Here is a 16,855-nt window from a genome sequence, read left to right as displayed (position 1 = left end):
GATTTAACTTTAATCCCATAAGTCATCTAAAAACCCAACCCATGAAGAAGTTTCTCGGAATTCTAGTAGCTGTTTTTATTTTCAGTGCCTGTTCTCCAACAGAAGAAAAAGCCTCAAATTCCGTTGAAAAGACCTTCTATCAGCCCTGGGAAGACCTGGGAGAGCTTTTCCACGATGTGCAGATGGCTCATATTTTCCCGGACAGCAAAACATTCGTTGACTGTACTCCCAAGTCAGATCCGGCGACCATTTTGGCTGCTTACAATGTGGAGAAAGATGTGTCAGGCTTTGACCTGAAGACTTTCGTTGAAAAGAATTTCAACATGCCCGCCAATCCAACCTCGGGAGAAATTGATACCGATAAACCCATAAAAGATCACCTGGCCTCACACTGGGACTATCTGACCCGATCAACCGAAGAACAACCAGACTATACGACCTTAATCCCTTTGCCGAAGAATTACGTGGTTCCTGGGGGTAGGTTCCGCGAAGTATACTATTGGGACAGCTACTTTACCATGGTAGGACTTGGGGCTTCCGGACGAATTGACCTAATGGAGTCAATGCTCGATAATTTCGCCTTCCTGATCGATACCATCGGTTTCATTCCAAATGGTAACCGATCCTATTATATGGGCAGAAGCCAACCACCCTATTTCTCGTCGATGGTCAATACGTACATTCAGCATACGTCCGTAGAGCAAGCCTTGAAATATTTGCCGGCGGTACAGGCGGAATATGACTTCTGGATGGATGGAGCTGAGAACCTCACGCCCAATAACCCGGAAGGTAAACGAGTGATTTTGTATCAGGGATTTATCCTAAACAGGTATTGGGACAATTTCGATACCCCTAGACCAGAGTCTTATCGAGAAGACATAGAATTGGCTGAGGAACTCCCTGAAGCCGAGCGAGGGAAGTTGTATCGAAACCTGAGAGCTGCGGCAGAGTCTGGTTGGGACTTCAGCAGCCGTTGGTTTGAAGGCGAAGAATTTTCAACCATCCGAACGACTGATCTATTGCCTGTTGACCTCAATTGTCTGGTGTATGCGATGGAAATTGCCCTGAGTGTCATGTATGAAGCAGAAGGAGACATTGCCAAATCACAGCACTATCAGAAAAAGTACGAGGTGAGGAGGAAGTCCATCAATCAGTTTTTCTGGAATGAAACAGATCAATCCTACGAAGATGTCATTTGGACCGAAAAAGAATCCACTGTCCATACCGGGAGAGTAACCGCAGCGGCTGTTACCCCTCTCTATTTCAAAGCAGCAAAGGAAGAGTTAGCCGCAGCACAGGCTAAAACCATCAAAGAGCAGCTTCTGTACGATGGCGGTATTGCCACTACTCCTATAGCCTCCGGACAGCAATGGGATGCCCCCAACGGATGGGCACCGCTGCAATGGCTGACCGTCAGAGGATTGGAACACTATAATGAACAAACACTCGCCGATGACATCAGTTCCAGATGGCTTCGCATCAACGAAAAGGTATTCCGCAATACCGGAAAGATGATGGAGAAGTACAATGTGGCCGATACCACACTTTTAGCAGGTGGTGGCGAATACCCCAATCAGGATGGCTTTGGCTGGACCAACGGGGTAGTTTTGGGCTTGCTTTCTGACGACCCGAAATATTAATATTTCAATACTGTGCTATAGTATGCTACTAATCTAAAAAGGGTTTAATATTTTTACCGTAATCTGAAGATTTTCAGTTCCGCAACGGATTTAAATTTCCAATTTTCAAATACAAACGTTTGGATTTGGCAATTCAATTAGACCGCTGTTGATTGTAGTGTCTAATTGGATTTTTCTTACTAATATCATCGCCACTTTGAAGGTATTCACCGTCGAGGTATAGTGATTTTTAAAGTATTGGCGATCTCGAAGAAGGGCAAAATCCTAATCCGTTTCGAGAGGTTCTTTAACAACATTGATGAGTTAATATGAGTAAAAAGTACGTACTGGCAATCGATCAGGGAACTACTAGTTCTCGTGCCATCCTGTTCAATTCCAAAGGAGAAATTGAAGGAGTTCGACAAAAAGAGTTTACCCAGATTTTCCCCCAATCTGGCTGGGTAGAACACGACGCAGAAGAAATTTGGTCCACACAATTGGAAGTGCTCAAGGGAGTGCTAAAAGATACGGGTGTAAATGCATCTGAAATTGCAAGCATTGGGATCACCAATCAGCGGGAAACGGCGGTCGTTTGGCATGCAGAAACAGGAGAGCCCATACACAATGCCATTGTCTGGCAGGACAAACGAACTTCGGACTTTTGCGAGTCTTTAAAAGAAAAAGGCCTCTCCGATTCAGTGCGGGAAAAAACGGGCTTAGTCATTGATTCTTACTTCTCGGGCACCAAGGTCAATTGGATGTTAGCGAATGTAAAGGGAGCGAAGGAATTAGCGGAAGCGGGCAAATTGAGATTCGGGACTATCGATACCTGGTTGATCTGGAAGATGACCAAAGGAGCCAGTCATGTCACCGACTATTCGAATGCATCAAGAACCTTGATGTACAACATTCGTGACCTGAAATGGGACGATGAGTTATTGGAAATCTTGGGCGTACCAGGTTCCATGTTGCCAACCGTTCAGGGCTCCAGTTCTGATTTTGGTTCCTTTACTTTGGACGGAGTTGAGGTTCCGATTCAGGGTGTAGCTGGAGACCAGCAAGCTGCTTTGTTTGGACAGGCTTGTGTGGAATCAGGAGATGCTAAAAACACATACGGAACAGGCTGCTTCATGTTGATGTACATGGGAACGGAACCTACTCCATCAAACAGTGGGCTTTTGACAACCATGGCCTGTAGTTTGGACGGTTCCCCGGCGTATGCACTAGAAGGGAGCATCTTCATTGCCGGAGCGGCGATTCAATGGTTGCGAGATGCCATGAAGATGATTGATAGTGCCTCTGACTCTGAATATTATGCGAGCAAGGTGGACGGTCATGAAGTGGTGCTCGTACCTGCTTTTGCTGGATTGGGAGCACCTTATTGGGATCAGTTTTCAAGAGGAGCCGTATTTGGACTTACCCGGGATACAGGAAAAAATCACCTGATCAAAGCGGCACTGGAATCCATCGCGTTCCAGACGCGCGATGTGCTGGATGCTATGGAAAAAGATTCAGGGATCAAGATCAATAGTCTAAATGTTGATGGAGGTGCTACTGCCAACGATTATCTGATGCAATTCCAGTCCGATATTCTGGGCTTGACGGTGGACCGTCCTCAAATTACGGAATCAACGGCACTGGGGGCAGCTTATCTGGCAGGATTAAAAGCAGGCGTTTGGGAGCCTGGAGATCTGAAGAAAGTGCGGAAAACTGAAAAACTTTTCCAGCCTAAAATGTCAGGCGAAGACAAAGAGAAGCTTTATAAGACCTGGAACAAAGCCGTTGAAAGAACCTTTAGCTGGGCCAAGGACTGATGAACTTACTAGCATCCGGAAATCGATCAAAGCTAGTTGATAAAATTAGCGAGGAAGCTTATGACCTGGTGGTAATAGGCGGAGGAATAACAGGGGCTGGGATTGCCCTTGATGCTGCTACACGTGGTTTGAAGACCGTGTTAGTGGAGAAAAAAGATTTTGCTTCAGGGACAAGTAGCAAATCCACGAAACTGATTCACGGAGGATTGCGCTATCTCAAGCAATTTGAGATTGCTTTGGTACGTGAAGTAGGACGTGAGAGAGCAGTCGTTCATAACCTTGCGCCTCATTTAGTGAAAAATGAAAAAATGGTCCTTCCCCTGATCAAGGATGGCTCATTTGGCAAAATGCTCACTTCATTTGGTTTGATGGTCTATGACGTGTTAGCAGGTGTGGAGAAAGAGGACCAACGCAAGATGTTGTCCAAAGAAGAGACCCTGGAACTCGAGCCTGCCTTAAGAGAAGATTTATTAGAAGGAGGGGGTATTTACGCAGAATACAGAACGGACGATGCTAGGCTGACCATGGAGATCATGAAAACGGCGGTTCAATTCGGAGCAGATGTGATCAATTACGCGGAGGCCACTGAATTCATTTACACCGAGAATAAAATCTCCGGCCTTTCTTGGAAAGATCATTTAACCGGAGAAGAGCATCAGCTAAAGGCCCGCTATACCATCAGTGCCGCAGGTCCATGGGTTGATCAGCTTCGAAAGAAAAATCAATCTCTCGAGGGGAAATACCTGCATCCGACAAAAGGAGTACATATAGTGGTGCCACGAGAGCGGTTTCCTGTAAAGCATTCGCTTTATTTCGATGTGCCTGATGGGCGTATGATTTTCGCTGTTCCGAGAGATCGGACGACTTATATAGGTACTACTGATACCGATTATCATGGAGATCTGGATGATGTACGAGCAGACCTTGAAGATGTGCAATATCTCGTTGATGGTGTCAATCATATTTTTCCATCAGTTGACCTAAAAGTAGAAGACATAGAATCTACCTGGGCGGGATTGCGTCCTTTGATTGAGGAGGAAGGCAAGTCGGCTTCAGAGCTGTCGCGAAAAGACGAGATTTTCGAATCGGAAACGGGATTGCTATCTATTGCAGGAGGCAAACTCACGGGTTATCGTAAGATGGCTGAGCGTATTCTCGATCGACTGGCAGAAAAGTTGAAAGTCGAACATGGTGAAGACTTGAAGCCTTGCCAGACCGAAAATGCGGTATTGGTCGGTGGCGTTTTTGCAGGAACGAAAGACGTAAACAAATACCAGAAGAAGGTTGCTGAAGAACTGGCTAAGAAAGATCCTTCTTTGGAGACTTATGCCGAATACCTGGTAAGTAATTATGGCCGTCAAACTTCAGAGATCATTCGTTCCATGCAAAGTGAGCATGATCCCGAGACAAATCTGGTTTTATCGGAATTGAATTTCTGTCTGGAAAGTGAATCCACATTTACCTTACTCGATTTCTACGAAAGACGAACCGGAAGACTTTATTTCAACATCGGCTCTATAAATCGAACCAGAGCAGGCGTACAGCAAGTGATGTCTCAATTCTTTGCGTGGAGTACAGATAGGCTTAAAGAAGAAAGTGATTCGTTAGATCACGCCATTAAAATTTCTAGTGAATTTCAATAGTGTACGATCCTAAGGCGCACATATTATTACAGGAAATCCTTAAAAAAGAGGAGGTATCCGACGACCAGTTCAAAGCGAGACTATTTGCGAACTTTTCCGTAGTGCGCAACCACCTCAGGGCTTTGTATGGTGATCGTGAAGACTTACCTCAAATACTACAGCAAATCACCGAAACACTGATCAGTTTTCATCAGCAACGATCAGTGGAACGCAAACAAACAGATTGCTTAAGAGAGCAAAACCCCGGTTGGTTCCTGAGTGAAAAGATCGTGGGCATGATGCTTTATGTAGACCTTTTCAATGATGATTTGAAAGGACTCATCGAGAAGATTGATTATTTCGAAGAACTCGGCGTGAATTTTATTCACCTGATGCCTGTATTAAAAGTGCCTAAGGATCATAATGATGGTGGTTATGCGGTTTCGGATTACCGCCAGATTGATTCCAAATTCGGGACAAAGGCTGACTTTAGAAAAGTCAGTAAAGCATTCCGCAAGCGCGGGATTTACCTAATGCTCGATATCGTGATCAATCACACATCCGACGAGCACGAATGGGCAATAAAGGCGAAGCAGGGTGATCCGAAGTATCAGGATTACTATTACTTTTTTAAGGACCGTTACTGGCCGGATCAGTACGAGCAGAGCATGCCCGAAGTATTTCCGGATTCTTCGCCGGGGAATTTCACGTTCATCCCGGAAGTTGATCAGTGGGTCATGTCCGTTTTCAATACCTATCAGTGGGATTTGAATTATACCAATCCACAGGTTTTTGTCGAGATGCTCAGCAACCTGCTGTACCTGTCCAACGAAGGCGCCGATGTACTGCGTTTAGATGCATTAGCCTTCATGTGGAAGAAGTTAGGAACGACATCCCAAAACCTTGACGAAGCGCACCAGATCATCAGGACCTTCAAAGCCTGTATGCAGATAACTTGTCCGGGGACCATTTTTCTCGCAGAAGCCATTGTTGCACCGCAAGAGATCATCAAATATTTTGGTGAAACCGATACGGTAACGAACGAATGTGATTTGGCCTACAATGCAACCCTCATGACCTTGTTGTGGGAAAGCGTTGCGACCAAAAACAATCGCCTGACCTCAGTTTCCATTCAAAATGTGCCTCAAAAGCCATTTGGAACCTCCTGGATCACTTACCTGAGGTGTCATGATGATATCGGATTGGGCTATGAAGACGAACATGCCAGATGGGCCGGATACGATGCCCATGGCCATCGTCATTTTATCATCAACTTCCTTACCGGTAGCATCGATTGGTCTTTTGCCCGAGGCCGAAGGTTCATGGAAGATCCCGAGAAGGGGGATGCAAGAATCTCGGGAAGTCTGGCTTCCTTAGCGGGGCTGGAAAAGGCATTGGAGCAAGGAGACGATCATTTAGTGGACCTGGCAATTAGTAGGATTCTGATGCTACATGCCATCGTCCTGTCCTACGGTGGAATACCAATGTTGTACATGGGTGATGAATTAGGACTATTGAATGATTACACCTATGAACTCGACCCTGCTAAAGTAGCTGATAATCGATGGATGCATCGTCCGAAAATGAATTGGGAGAAAGCATCTAATAGAAGTAACAATCATTCCGTAGAAGGGAGGATTTATCTGGATATTCAGCACATGATTCAGGTGCGAAAACAGATTTCACAGTTCCGGGATCAGAATAATACCTACTTGATAGATTTCGGAAATCAACATGTATTAGGGTTTATCCGGTACAATTCCGAAGGGAAAGTGGTATGTATCTTCAATCTCAACGATCATGAAGAATGGATTCCTCTTGATATCCTTAAAGAACAGGGAATAGATGTTGGTTCAGGCATCAAAGATCAAATGACCGGTGACAAAGTAGGAACACCTTATGATCAGATCCGATTGAAACCCTATCAATTCCACTGGATCTCAGAACAACAATTAGAAAAGAGTAAAAACCCACAAGAGTATAAAATCGATGATGAAGAAAACTTGGTGGAAAGAGAGCATAATTTATCAAGTATACCCCAGGAGCTTTAAAGACAGCAATGGCGATGGAATAGGAGATATTCCAGGGGTCATATCACAATTAGACTACATCAAGAGCCTCGGCGTGGACATCATTTGGTTGTGTCCGGTTTATGAATCGCCGAATGATGATAACGGTTACGATATCAGTAACTATCGAGCTATTCACCCTGAATTCGGGACCATGGATGATTTTGACAACCTGCTTAAAGGAGTGCATGATCGGGGAATGAAATTGATCATGGATGTAGTGGCGAATCACACCTCAGATGAACATGCTTGGTTTGAAGAATCCAGGTCATCAAAAGACAATCCTAAACGTGATTATTACATTTGGAAGCCAGGAAAAGATGAGTCTGAGCCAAACAATTGGATGTCTTTCTTCGGTGGAAAAGCCTGGCAATACGATGAAAAAACAGATGAATATTACCTGCACCTATTCACGACAAAACAACCCGATTTAAATTGGGAAAACCCGAAAGTTCGTTCTGAGATTTTTGATCAAATGAATTTTTGGCTGGAAAAAGGAGTGGATGGATTTCGATTGGATGTGATCTCATTGATTTCTAAGAGGAATTACGAGGATACGCCACACACAGAATTCAATGAGACCATCGCAGAAGTTTATGCAAATGGTCCTCGCATTCATGAGTTTTTGAAGGAAATGAATCAGCAGGTACTGGCACCGAACGATGTGATGACCGTCGGCGAAGGACCAGGAATTACATTAGAAAATGGCCTGAATTATGTTGGGGATGATCGAGAGGAATTGAACATGATCTTCCATTTCGACCACATGTTCATTGATCATGGTCCGCAAGGTAAATTCGACACAGTGCCTGTAGATTTTATTCATTTCAAAAAGGTGTTCGGCGATTGGGATAAAAAACTTGGCACTTCCGGTTGGAATAGTATTTTTCTGGGAAATCATGACTTTCCGAGGATTGTGTCGCGATTCGCCAATGACAAGGAATATTGGGAGGAAGCTTCAAAATTGCTTGCCTTGATGCTCCTGAGCATGCGAGGAACACCCTATATCTATCAGGGAGATGAGTTTGGGATGACCAACGTAGCCTTTGATACCATCGATGATTATCGTGATGTTGAGACGCTTAACGTTTGGAAAGAAACAGAAGAGAATGCTGGTGACTTGGATGAATTGATGAAAGCCATCCATTGGCAAGGTCGTGATAATGCCAGAACACCAGTACAATGGGATAACAGCGCAAATGCGGGATTTTCTTCAGGAGAACCCTGGATCAAGGTGAATCCCAATTACGAGTCCGTCAATGCGAAAAGTCAGGAGATGAATCCACGATCAGTGCTTCATTTCTATCGTAAAATGATCACGATTCGTAAGACCTACCCGGTGTTGGTATATGGAGATTTCAAGATCATCAATGAAGAAGACCCGTCCATTTTTGCCTATTACCGTCAGGATGAGGAGTATCACATGCTCATCGTATTAAATTTCTCTTCTCAGGATCAATCCTTTGCATTGGAGCAGGAAATCGCAAAGGCAGAATTGATCCGGATCGTATCAAACTATCGACAATCCAATGAAGTAGATAGCGGGATCATCGTATTACAACCCTGGGAAGGGATCATGTACAAAATCAAGAAAACCAATTGATATGGCGATTTGGGGAATTGACCTGGGAGGGACTAAGATCGAAGGGGTCATTTTAAAAGATAAAAATGATCCCGAAGTACTTCTCAGGACGCGATTAGATACGGAAGCACATCATGGATATGAGCACATACTTAATCGTATCAAATTGCTAATCGATAATATGACTGAGGAGTCTGGATTTAAACCTGAAAAGATTGGGTTTGGAACACCTGGGGCTTTAGACCCGATCACCAAAACCATGAAGAATAGCAATACGACCGCTTTAAATGGCAAGCCTTTCAATGTCGATTTGGAGAGCAAACTTGGCGTACCAGTTAAAATGGCCAACGATGCAAACTGTTTTGCACTGGCAGAAGCAAGAATGGGTTCCGTAAAAGAACACATGCCAGAAGCCGAGGTATGTTTTGGAGTAATCATGGGGTCTGGTGTCGGCGGAGGTATTGTTGTCAATGGGCAAGTGCTCAATGGCCGGCAAGGAATTGCCGGAGAATGGGGCCATAACTTCCTCGATGAGTCAGGGGGTGATTGCTATTGCGGTCGGGTAGGTTGTGTCGAAAAAGTCATCTCAGGACGGAACCTCGAGCAATATTTCAAAGCACAAACCGGTCAGGACAGGAAATTAAAAGACCTGTACAAGGCACATTTGGCCGGAGGAGATGAACAAGCATCCATGCTGATCAATAGATTGATTCATTTCTTCGGAAAAGGAATTGCCAACGTAATCAACATTCTGGATCCGGATGTTATTATCCTTGGAGGCGGAGTAGGTAATATCGACTTGCTTTACACCGAAGGTGTAGAAGAAGTCAAAAAATACCTCTTCAACTCAAGACTAGATACCGTTTTCCTGAAACCCACCCTCGGCGATTCCGCAGGAGTTTTCGGCGCTGCATTCTTAGTAGCATAAGTATTCTTTTCTTGTTTACGGACGCTAATGTTTGGGTATAGATTCCAAGTCCCCCTTAAAAGGGGGTGGTCGAAGACCGGGGGATTACTTTTAAGAATTTCTGCAGCATCTAATATCCCTAAATAGCATTTATACATTAAATCAATACCCACCTCACTTTATCAAATTGTTACCCCCTTTTGAAATAACAATTTTAAGTTGATTTTTGAGTGCCGTGAAGATCACCAACAAGATCGTTTACAAAAACCTGGATCAACTATTCAAGGATTCCCCTCGAGAACCACTTGATTCAGAAAAAAGGTGGGTCATCTTTAGCGACCTTCATATGGGAGATGGAGGTTCTACCGATGATTTCAGAACCAATTCCGAGTTATTCGTCAGCGCCCTTCAGGATCATTACTTTGATAAAAATTATAAGCTCTTTCTGAACGGAGATGTTGAAGAATTACAGAGATACCCCTTAAAAAAGATCGTAAGGCATTGGACACACGTTTACGAGCTCTTCGCTGAATTTGCAAAAACAGATCGGCTTGTTAAAACGATAGGGAATCACGATTTGGAGCTGGCAACACTCGAAGAACAGCCCCATGGCTTGAAAATCCACGAAGGGTATCGTTTAGGCCATCGGGAAGATGACATTTTCCTGTTTCATGGGCATCAGGCTTCGAAGAAATATCAGCAGCACAATGAACTGGTAGGTTTTACGCTAAAATATTTTGCAAACCCTCTGGGAATAAAGAATTATAGCGTCTCACATTCTTCCGTCAAGCAATTCAAGATTGAGAAAAAGCTTTATCACTATTCTTCCAAACGAAATATCATATCCGTCATAGGGCATACACATCGACCCCTTTTTGAATCGATGGATAAGATGGATAGGATGAAATATAAGATTGATCAATTATGCCGGGAACACACCGAGAAGAAAGGAGACCGAGCTTCTATCGAAGAAAGCATCATTGCCTATAAGAACGAGTTGAAAAAGTATCACAAGGAAAATGAAGGTCTTAATGTGCTGAACATGATCTATCATGATATTTTCCATATCCCATGTCTTTTCAATTCCGGAACAGTAATAGGGAAGCGCGGCATGACTTGTCTGGAGATCGATGACAAGCAAATACGACTCGTCCATTGGTTTGACAAGAAATTATCCAAAAAGTACCTCAAACAGACCGGATACGCTCCTGAACGGCTCGGAGAATCAGATTTCTACCGAATGGTGATCAATGAAGAGCCATTGGACTATATTTTTACGCGGATCAAGTTCTTAAGCTAATAGATATCGCACCCATGAAGCAAATATGGAGTGGCTTTCTGCTTATCATTTTATTGATAGGTTGTCAAAGTGCCAGCAACAAGCAAGAAAATATGGATTTATCATCGATTGACATTCAGGGGCACAGGGGCGCCCGGGGATTGCTTCCCGAAAATTCCATTCGAGGATTCCTGCATGCCGTCGATTTGGGAGTAAATACCCTGGAAATGGACCTTTGTGTGACCAAGGACAAACAGATTGTTGTTAGCCACGAGCCTTTCTTTTCTTCTGAAATCTGTTTGGATGAAAACCGTAGCATGATATCGGAAGAAGAAGCTAAAATGCTCAATATCTATGAAATGAATTATGAGGAGGTGCTGCAGTATGATTGCGGTAGCTTGATGCATCCGAGGTTTCCTTCTCAGGGAAAAGTCAAAGTCGTCAAGCCATTGTTGAATGATGTGTTCAGGCGCATTGAACAATATACCCGACTCAATAACCTGCCTCAGCAGAATTACAACATAGAATTAAAAAGTCTGGAAGAAAATGACAACCTGTATCAACCGGAGCCGGCGGAATTTTCTGATCTCGTTTATGATTTAATTGATCAAAATTCAGGGATAGCGTGGGATCGTATCACAATCCAGTCATTTGATTTTCGGATTTTACAATACTTCCGAAAACAGTATCCGAATGTTCGCTTATCTCAGTTGATCGAAAATGAACTCACCTGGCAGGAAAATGTTGAGACACTTGGATTCAAACCAGAAGTATACAGCTGTTATTACAAATTCCTCACAAAAGAAATAGTGGAGGAACTGCATGAGGCTGGGATCAAAGTAATCCCCTGGACTATCAACGAGGTAGAAGAAATGAAAGAACTCATCACTTGGGGAGTAGATGGCATCATCACTGATTACCCCGACCGGGTTAAAGAACTGTAATTCCCCTCTGGAGACCATCCGTGGAAGCGGGGGTCAGGGGTGTGTTGGTCTAAAGTGAGTTTGATAACTTTTCCCAAATCCCTCTTTATAAAGTGGTGCCTGAAAGCCCGCCGCAAGGAAGGGTGGGGATTTTGTGTTCGAAAATAAGTTGACAACTTCATTGTCATCCCATCTTTTTAAAGACTTGCCCGAAAGGGTAGGGAATTTTCTAACACCTTTTAGCTTCAAAGAATTGTCAAGTTGAACTTGTCGAAACTTTGACTTGTCGAAAGCCATTTCTTTCACATCTTTGCCGCCGATTCGGGAATAGAGCATTTAAGCAGCTTAAAAATAGAATTCACATGAGCAAATTCGATGTATACGCCATTGGCAATGCAGTAATCGACTATGAAATTCAGATAGATGATGAATTTCTACGGACGCAAGAGGTAGAAAAAGGATTGATGACCTTAGTTGATGAAGACCGGCAACGTGTCCTTCGTGAAGCGATGGGTGATCACATCACCAAGAAGCAGGCCGGAGGTTCTGCAGCTAATTCTATCGTTTCCATGGCACAGTTCGGAGGCAAGGGGTTCTATTCCTGCAAAGTAGCCAACGATGAAGATGGTGCATTTTTTATCGAGGATCTTAAACAGAATGGAATTGAGTCCAACTTGAAATTTGAAGCGTTGGAAGCAGGCACAACCGGTAAGTGCCTTGTGATGATCACGCCGGATGCCAACCGGACAATGAATACCTACCTGGGCATTACCACAGACATTTCTGTGAGTGAGATCAATCAAGAAGCACTTGCTCAATCGGAGTACTTGTTCATCGAAGGTTACTTGATTTCCTCCGATACAGGACGAGTAGCGATGAGAGAAGCCAAAGAATTGGCAAAAGCCAATGGGGTAAAAACCAGCATTACTTTCTCCGATCCTGCGATGGTGAAGTACTTTGGAGATCAAATGAAAGAATTGATGGAAGATGGTTTCGATCTGCTTTTCTGCAATGAGGAAGAAGCTTCTTTGTTCACCGGTAAAGAAGACATCAAAGAAGCACGAGAAGAATTAAAGAAAGTGGCGAAATTCTTTGCGATTACACAAGGTGAAAACGGAGCCATCATTTGGGATGGAGATACCTACATCGACATTGAGCCTTATCCAGTTGAAGCAGTAGATACCACTGGAGCAGGTGACATGTTCTCAGGAGCTTTCCTCTACGCGATCACGCAAGGTCACAGCTTTGCCCAAGCTGGAAAACTCGCAAGCATGGCATCTTCCAAAGTAGTTTCCCAATTCGGCCCGAGACTAGAATTAGCTCAAACCCAGGAAGTGCTTAAGAACCTACACTAATCGAAACCTCCCGAACCGGACACAAAAGTCCCCCTTTGTCAATGGGGGGTGGTTGAAGACTGAGGGATATTTTATTTAATAGATAGAAAATGGACTGCAAATTTCCCTCCAGGAAGGGGCTAGGAGAGGGATGCTAATATTTTAGTACATATTCCTGCCACATAAATTGAAATTAATAAAGAAAATTCTATCTTTGCCCTCCGTTTTTAAAACAAGCAAGAAATGAAAAGAACATTTCAACCCTCAAATAGAAAAAGAAAGAACAAACATGGTTTCAGATCAAGAATGGAATCTGTCGGTGGTAGAGGGGTACTTGCCAGAAGAAGATCAAAAGGCAGAAAGAAATTAAGTGTGTCCAGCGAAAGCAAGCACAAACGATAATACATGTAGGCCATGACTTCTGAGGTCCGGCCAAATTATTCGCTCAAAGCCAAAGAAAGGCTTAAGAGCAAAAAAGAGATAGAGGAGCTTTTCAAGAAGAGTTCCTCTTTTTTCGTTAAGCCGATTTTATTGAAATACGTCATTCATGACGAACCTGGCGAGAACAAGGTTTTAGTAGTAGTTCCGAAAAAGCATCATAAAAAGGCGGTTGCCAGGAATCTGCTCAAAAGGCGCATCAGGGAGGCTTACCGTCAGAACAAACACAAACTGGCGTCAGACAAACAACACATTCACCTTGCCTTTCTTTTTCTGAGTGCTGATACACTTTCCTTTCACGAAATTCAGGAAAAACTAATTACCTTGATGCAACGTTTAGAACAGAGATTGTCTTAAGGTGAAGAATTGATATTATGAAAAGAGGAGCGAAATACGTCATTATACTAACAGTGGTAGCAACTATCACTTTAGCCTTTGCAAACCCTTCCAATGATCGCTATTTCCAGATTGTCAAAAACCTCGACATCTTCGCTACCCTATTCAAAGAGGTCAATGCCTACTACGTTGATGAGGTTAATCCCAACACTTTAATGAAGACAGGGATTGAGGCCATGTTATCCAATTTAGACCCATATACCACTTACATAGGAGAGGATGACATAGAAGATTACCTTACAGTGACAACTGGTGAATACGGTGGGATTGGAGCAGTGGTAGATAAAAAGGATGGAGTCAATACCATAGTACTTCCGTATGAAGGTTATGCTGCACACCGTGCAGGATTGAAAATTGGAGACCAGATCCTGAAAATAAATGACGTTGATTTAGCGGATAAACCCTCTGACCAAATTTCAAAGCTCTTGAAAGGGCAGTCAAGCTCAGGGATCAAACTCACCATCAAAAGATACAAGCAACCAGAAACTTTTGAAGTAGAGCTAAAAAGAGAAAAGATCACTGTTAATAACGTTCCATTTTCGGGAATGGTCAATGAAGATATTGCCTACATTCGACTAACGGACTTTACCACAAAAGCAGGGGCAGAAGTAGCAAACGCTTTAAAAGAACTAAAATCTGCGGGGGCGAAAAAAGTGATCCTCGACCTACGAGGAAACCCTGGTGGGTTGTTGGAAGAGGCGATTAACGTTTCAAATGTATTTGTTCCGAGAGGTGTTGAAGTGGTAAGTACCAAAGGAAAACTAGATGCCTGGACTAAAACTTACAGGTCACTTAATAATCCGATTGATACCGAAATCCCTGTGGCCGTACTTACGGATAATGGATCAGCGTCAGCTTCCGAAATTGTTGCAGGTGTTATTCAGGATTATGACCGGGGAGTGCTGATTGGTCGACGCACTTTCGGGAAAGGCTTGGTTCAGCAAACCAGACCACTGGCTTACAATTCTCAGCTAAAGGTGACCACAGCAAAGTATTACATTCCTAGCGGTCGTTGTATCCAGGCGATAGATTACAGTCATAGAAATCCAGATGGAAGTGTTGGAAAGTTGCCTGATTCCTTAAAGGTTGAGTTCAAAACGAAAAGTGGGCGATTAGTTTTTGATGGAGGAGGGTTGGATCCGGATATTTCCGTTGACCGCACCAAATATGCGCCAATCACTTACAGTCTGCTACGCAAAGACCATATTTTCAATTTTGTCACGGAATTTGTACACGGAAAGCTAGAAGACCCATTTGAGGCCAAAGTATATCGCTTAACCGATGAAGAATACAATGGATTTGTAACTTGGTTAAAAGGCAAAGATTATGACTACACAACCAAGGTCGAACGTACAATTGATGCATTGGTCAAGACAGCAAAAGAAGAGAAATACTTTGATGAAATTAAAAGCCAGATAGAAGAGTTGCAAAATGCCACCCTTCATAACAAAGAGCAGGATCTGATGACATTCCAAAGCGAGATTAGGACCTTGATTGAGCAGGAAATTGCTGGTAGATACGAATTGCAGAAAGGAATTATCGAGTCAACCTTCGAAAAAGACAGAGATATACTGGCTGCGGTTGAAGTGCTTAACGATGAGGATAAGTATCAATCCCTATTATCAGGAAACTGATCTGAATCATTCGGACAAAGTATTGTTGCTCGCTAAATAGCCAATTTGCGAACAAGACAAAAAGCCAATGAGCCAAAAGGACAAAAGGCTAGTGGCATATCTTATTAAACCTTAACTTTGAGCAAGAATCAAGATCACTGACAATAATTCGAGCAGTGAATTGGAACTTATTGATAGCCACCTAATATCAAATGAATTACACACATACGATAAAAGACAACATATTCAGGTTGGAGTTTTCAGGCGACCTGATCGGAGAAAATAAAGGCCCCGAATTGGTAGAGATAGTCAATGATGTACTTGGCAAAGACCAGGCAAGATTTTGTCTGGTTAATATTACTGACGTGAGGTACATCAATTCAAGTGGGATCGGTGTGTTAATTACCATACTGACAAAGTTCCGAAACAAAGGTGGAGAACTCTATTTGATCAATCCGTCTGAGCACGTAAAGAAACTATTGATCATCACGAAGCTTCAGGCAATCTTCAATATTGCGGATTCAGAAGAAGAGGTCATTACCAAGATCGTCAATCAATAATCATAAATGAGCGCTGTTGATATCCTTCTAGGCCTCCAGTGGGGTGACGAAGGAAAAGGGAAAGTGGTGGACTACTTGGCACCAAAGTATGAAGTAGTCGCACGATTCCAGGGAGGTCCGAATGCGGGACATACCTTAGAGTTTGACGGGCACAAACATGTACTTCATCAAATTCCATCTGGAATTTTTCATGAGCAAATTCTGAATGTGGTCGGAAACGGAGTGGTTTTGGATCCAATCACATTTGGTAAAGAGCTTGAAAAACTGGAGCCATTCAATATCGATATTCAGAATCAATTGATTCTATCCACTAAAGCTCAGGTTATTTTACCAACACATAGATTACTCGATCAGGCTTATGAAAAAGCCAAAGGGAAATCGAAAATTGGATCGACACTTCGAGGCATTGGCCCGACTTACCAGGATAAGATGGCCAGAGTGGGATTACGAGTTGGAGATTTGCTCGAAAAAGACTTTAAGGCCAGATATGAGAAAATCAGGGAGAGACATATCCGAATTCTCGAGCAGTATGGTTTTGAGTATGATTTGACCGATGCGGAAGAAGAATTCTGGAAGTACGTCGAAGTGATGGCTGGTTTGCAGATCAGAAATACGGAATACCTGCTAAATGAGATGCTGACACAAGGAAAGTCTGTGTTGGCAGAAGGTGCTCAAGGGTCTTTACTCGATGTTGATTTT

14 protein-coding genes (1 of these 14 cut by a window edge) are annotated in these 16,855 nt (G+C 43.3%); all 14 read left to right on the top strand.

The window, feature by feature from the left end:
• The first annotated feature begins 41 nt into the window (after positions 1 to 41).
• On the top strand, positions 42 to 1,640 hold the full coding sequence (treA, locus tag R8G66_26635) for an alpha,alpha-trehalase TreA (GenBank protein MDW3195976.1): 1,599 nt from the start codon (positions 42 to 44) through the stop codon (positions 1,638 to 1,640).
• Positions 1,641 to 1,948: 308 nt separating this feature from the next.
• Complete coding sequence (gene glpK / locus R8G66_26630; protein MDW3195975.1) at positions 1,949 to 3,433, top strand: glycerol kinase GlpK; 1,485 nt, start codon at positions 1,949 to 1,951, stop codon at positions 3,431 to 3,433.
• Positions 3,433 to 5,076, top strand: a complete 1,644-nt coding sequence (locus R8G66_26625) for a glycerol-3-phosphate dehydrogenase/oxidase (protein MDW3195974.1) — start codon at positions 3,433 to 3,435, stop codon at positions 5,074 to 5,076. Before glpK ends, R8G66_26625 begins: the two co-directional genes overlap by 1 nt.
• Positions 5,076 to 7,106 carry an alpha-amylase family protein gene (locus R8G66_26620; GenBank protein ID MDW3195973.1) on the top strand — a complete coding sequence of 677 codons (2,031 nt, stop codon included), beginning with the start codon at positions 5,076 to 5,078 and terminating at the stop codon, positions 7,104 to 7,106. The genes R8G66_26625 and R8G66_26620 overlap by 1 nt, the downstream gene beginning before the upstream one ends.
• Positions 7,045 to 8,727, top strand: coding sequence for an alpha-glucosidase (locus tag R8G66_26615; protein MDW3195972.1), 1,683 nt, complete (start codon positions 7,045 to 7,047; stop codon positions 8,725 to 8,727). Before R8G66_26620 ends, R8G66_26615 begins: the two co-directional genes overlap by 62 nt.
• A 1-nt stretch (position 8,728) precedes the next feature.
• Positions 8,729 to 9,634 carry an ROK family protein gene (locus R8G66_26610; protein MDW3195971.1) on the top strand — a complete coding sequence of 302 codons (906 nt, stop codon included), beginning with the start codon at positions 8,729 to 8,731 and terminating at the stop codon, positions 9,632 to 9,634.
• 214 nt (positions 9,635 to 9,848) lie between these two features.
• Positions 9,849 to 10,913: a hypothetical protein gene (locus R8G66_26605; GenBank protein MDW3195970.1), complete on the top strand. Its 1,065-nt coding sequence runs from the start codon at positions 9,849 to 9,851 to the stop codon at positions 10,911 to 10,913.
• A gap of 14 nt (positions 10,914 to 10,927) precedes the next feature.
• Entirely contained in the window at positions 10,928 to 11,836 is a 909-nt protein-coding gene (locus tag R8G66_26600) for a glycerophosphodiester phosphodiesterase family protein (GenBank protein MDW3195969.1), read from the top strand.
• 341 nt (positions 11,837 to 12,177) lie between these two features.
• On the top strand, positions 12,178 to 13,170 hold the full coding sequence (locus R8G66_26595) for an adenosine kinase (GenBank protein ID MDW3195968.1): 993 nt from the start codon (positions 12,178 to 12,180) through the stop codon (positions 13,168 to 13,170).
• Between the two features lie 222 nt (positions 13,171 to 13,392).
• The gene (rpmH, locus tag R8G66_26590) at positions 13,393 to 13,551 is read left to right on the top strand and encodes a 50S ribosomal protein L34 (GenBank protein MDW3195967.1); all 159 of its coding nucleotides are present in this window, start codon (positions 13,393 to 13,395) and stop codon (positions 13,549 to 13,551) included.
• Between the two features lie 12 nt (positions 13,552 to 13,563).
• On the top strand, positions 13,564 to 13,944 hold the full coding sequence (rnpA, locus tag R8G66_26585; GenBank protein ID MDW3195966.1) for a ribonuclease P protein component: 381 nt from the start codon (positions 13,564 to 13,566) through the stop codon (positions 13,942 to 13,944).
• Between the two features lie 17 nt (positions 13,945 to 13,961).
• Positions 13,962 to 15,617, top strand: coding sequence for a S41 family peptidase (locus R8G66_26580; protein MDW3195965.1), 1,656 nt, complete (start codon positions 13,962 to 13,964; stop codon positions 15,615 to 15,617).
• A gap of 191 nt (positions 15,618 to 15,808) precedes the next feature.
• Positions 15,809 to 16,156, top strand: a complete 348-nt coding sequence (locus tag R8G66_26575) for an STAS domain-containing protein (GenBank protein MDW3195964.1) — start codon at positions 15,809 to 15,811, stop codon at positions 16,154 to 16,156.
• Between the two features lie 6 nt (positions 16,157 to 16,162).
• Positions 16,163 to 16,855 carry the 5' portion of an adenylosuccinate synthase gene (locus R8G66_26570; GenBank protein MDW3195963.1) on the top strand. The gene runs 576 nt beyond the window's last position, so only the first 693 of its 1,269 coding nucleotides appear in the window; the start codon lies at positions 16,163 to 16,165; its stop codon lies beyond the right edge, outside the window.

The organism is Cytophagales bacterium (genome assembly GCA_033344775.1).
GTDB lineage: Bacteria > Bacteroidota > Bacteroidia > Cytophagales > Cyclobacteriaceae > JAWPMT01.
Note: the sequence above shows the minus strand (reverse complement) of the source record. Positions and strands in the feature narration are given on the sequence as shown.

What these genes read in the sequence shown, in the direction of transcription:
- treA (MDW3195976.1), top strand. Translation starts at nt 42, where the DNA reads ATGAAGAAGTTTCTCGGAATTCTAGTAGCTGTTTTTATTTTCAGTGCC.
- glpK (MDW3195975.1), top strand. Translation starts at nt 1,949, where the DNA reads ATGAGTAAAAAGTACGTACTGGCAATCGATCAGGGAACTACTAGTTCT.
- R8G66_26625 (MDW3195974.1), top strand. Translation starts at nt 3,433, where the DNA reads ATGAACTTACTAGCATCCGGAAATCGATCAAAGCTAGTTGATAAAATT.
- R8G66_26615 (MDW3195972.1), top strand. Translation starts at nt 7,045, where the DNA reads ATGATGAAGAAAACTTGGTGGAAAGAGAGCATAATTTATCAAGTATAC.
- R8G66_26610 (MDW3195971.1), top strand. Translation starts at nt 8,729, where the DNA reads ATGGCGATTTGGGGAATTGACCTGGGAGGGACTAAGATCGAAGGGGTC.
- R8G66_26600 (MDW3195969.1), top strand. Translation starts at nt 10,928, where the DNA reads ATGAAGCAAATATGGAGTGGCTTTCTGCTTATCATTTTATTGATAGGT.
- R8G66_26595 (MDW3195968.1), top strand. Translation starts at nt 12,178, where the DNA reads ATGAGCAAATTCGATGTATACGCCATTGGCAATGCAGTAATCGACTAT.
- rpmH (MDW3195967.1), top strand. Translation starts at nt 13,393, where the DNA reads ATGAAAAGAACATTTCAACCCTCAAATAGAAAAAGAAAGAACAAACAT.
- rnpA (MDW3195966.1), top strand. Translation starts at nt 13,564, where the DNA reads ATGACTTCTGAGGTCCGGCCAAATTATTCGCTCAAAGCCAAAGAAAGG.
- R8G66_26580 (MDW3195965.1), top strand. Translation starts at nt 13,962, where the DNA reads ATGAAAAGAGGAGCGAAATACGTCATTATACTAACAGTGGTAGCAACT.
- R8G66_26575 (MDW3195964.1), top strand. Translation starts at nt 15,809, where the DNA reads ATGAATTACACACATACGATAAAAGACAACATATTCAGGTTGGAGTTT.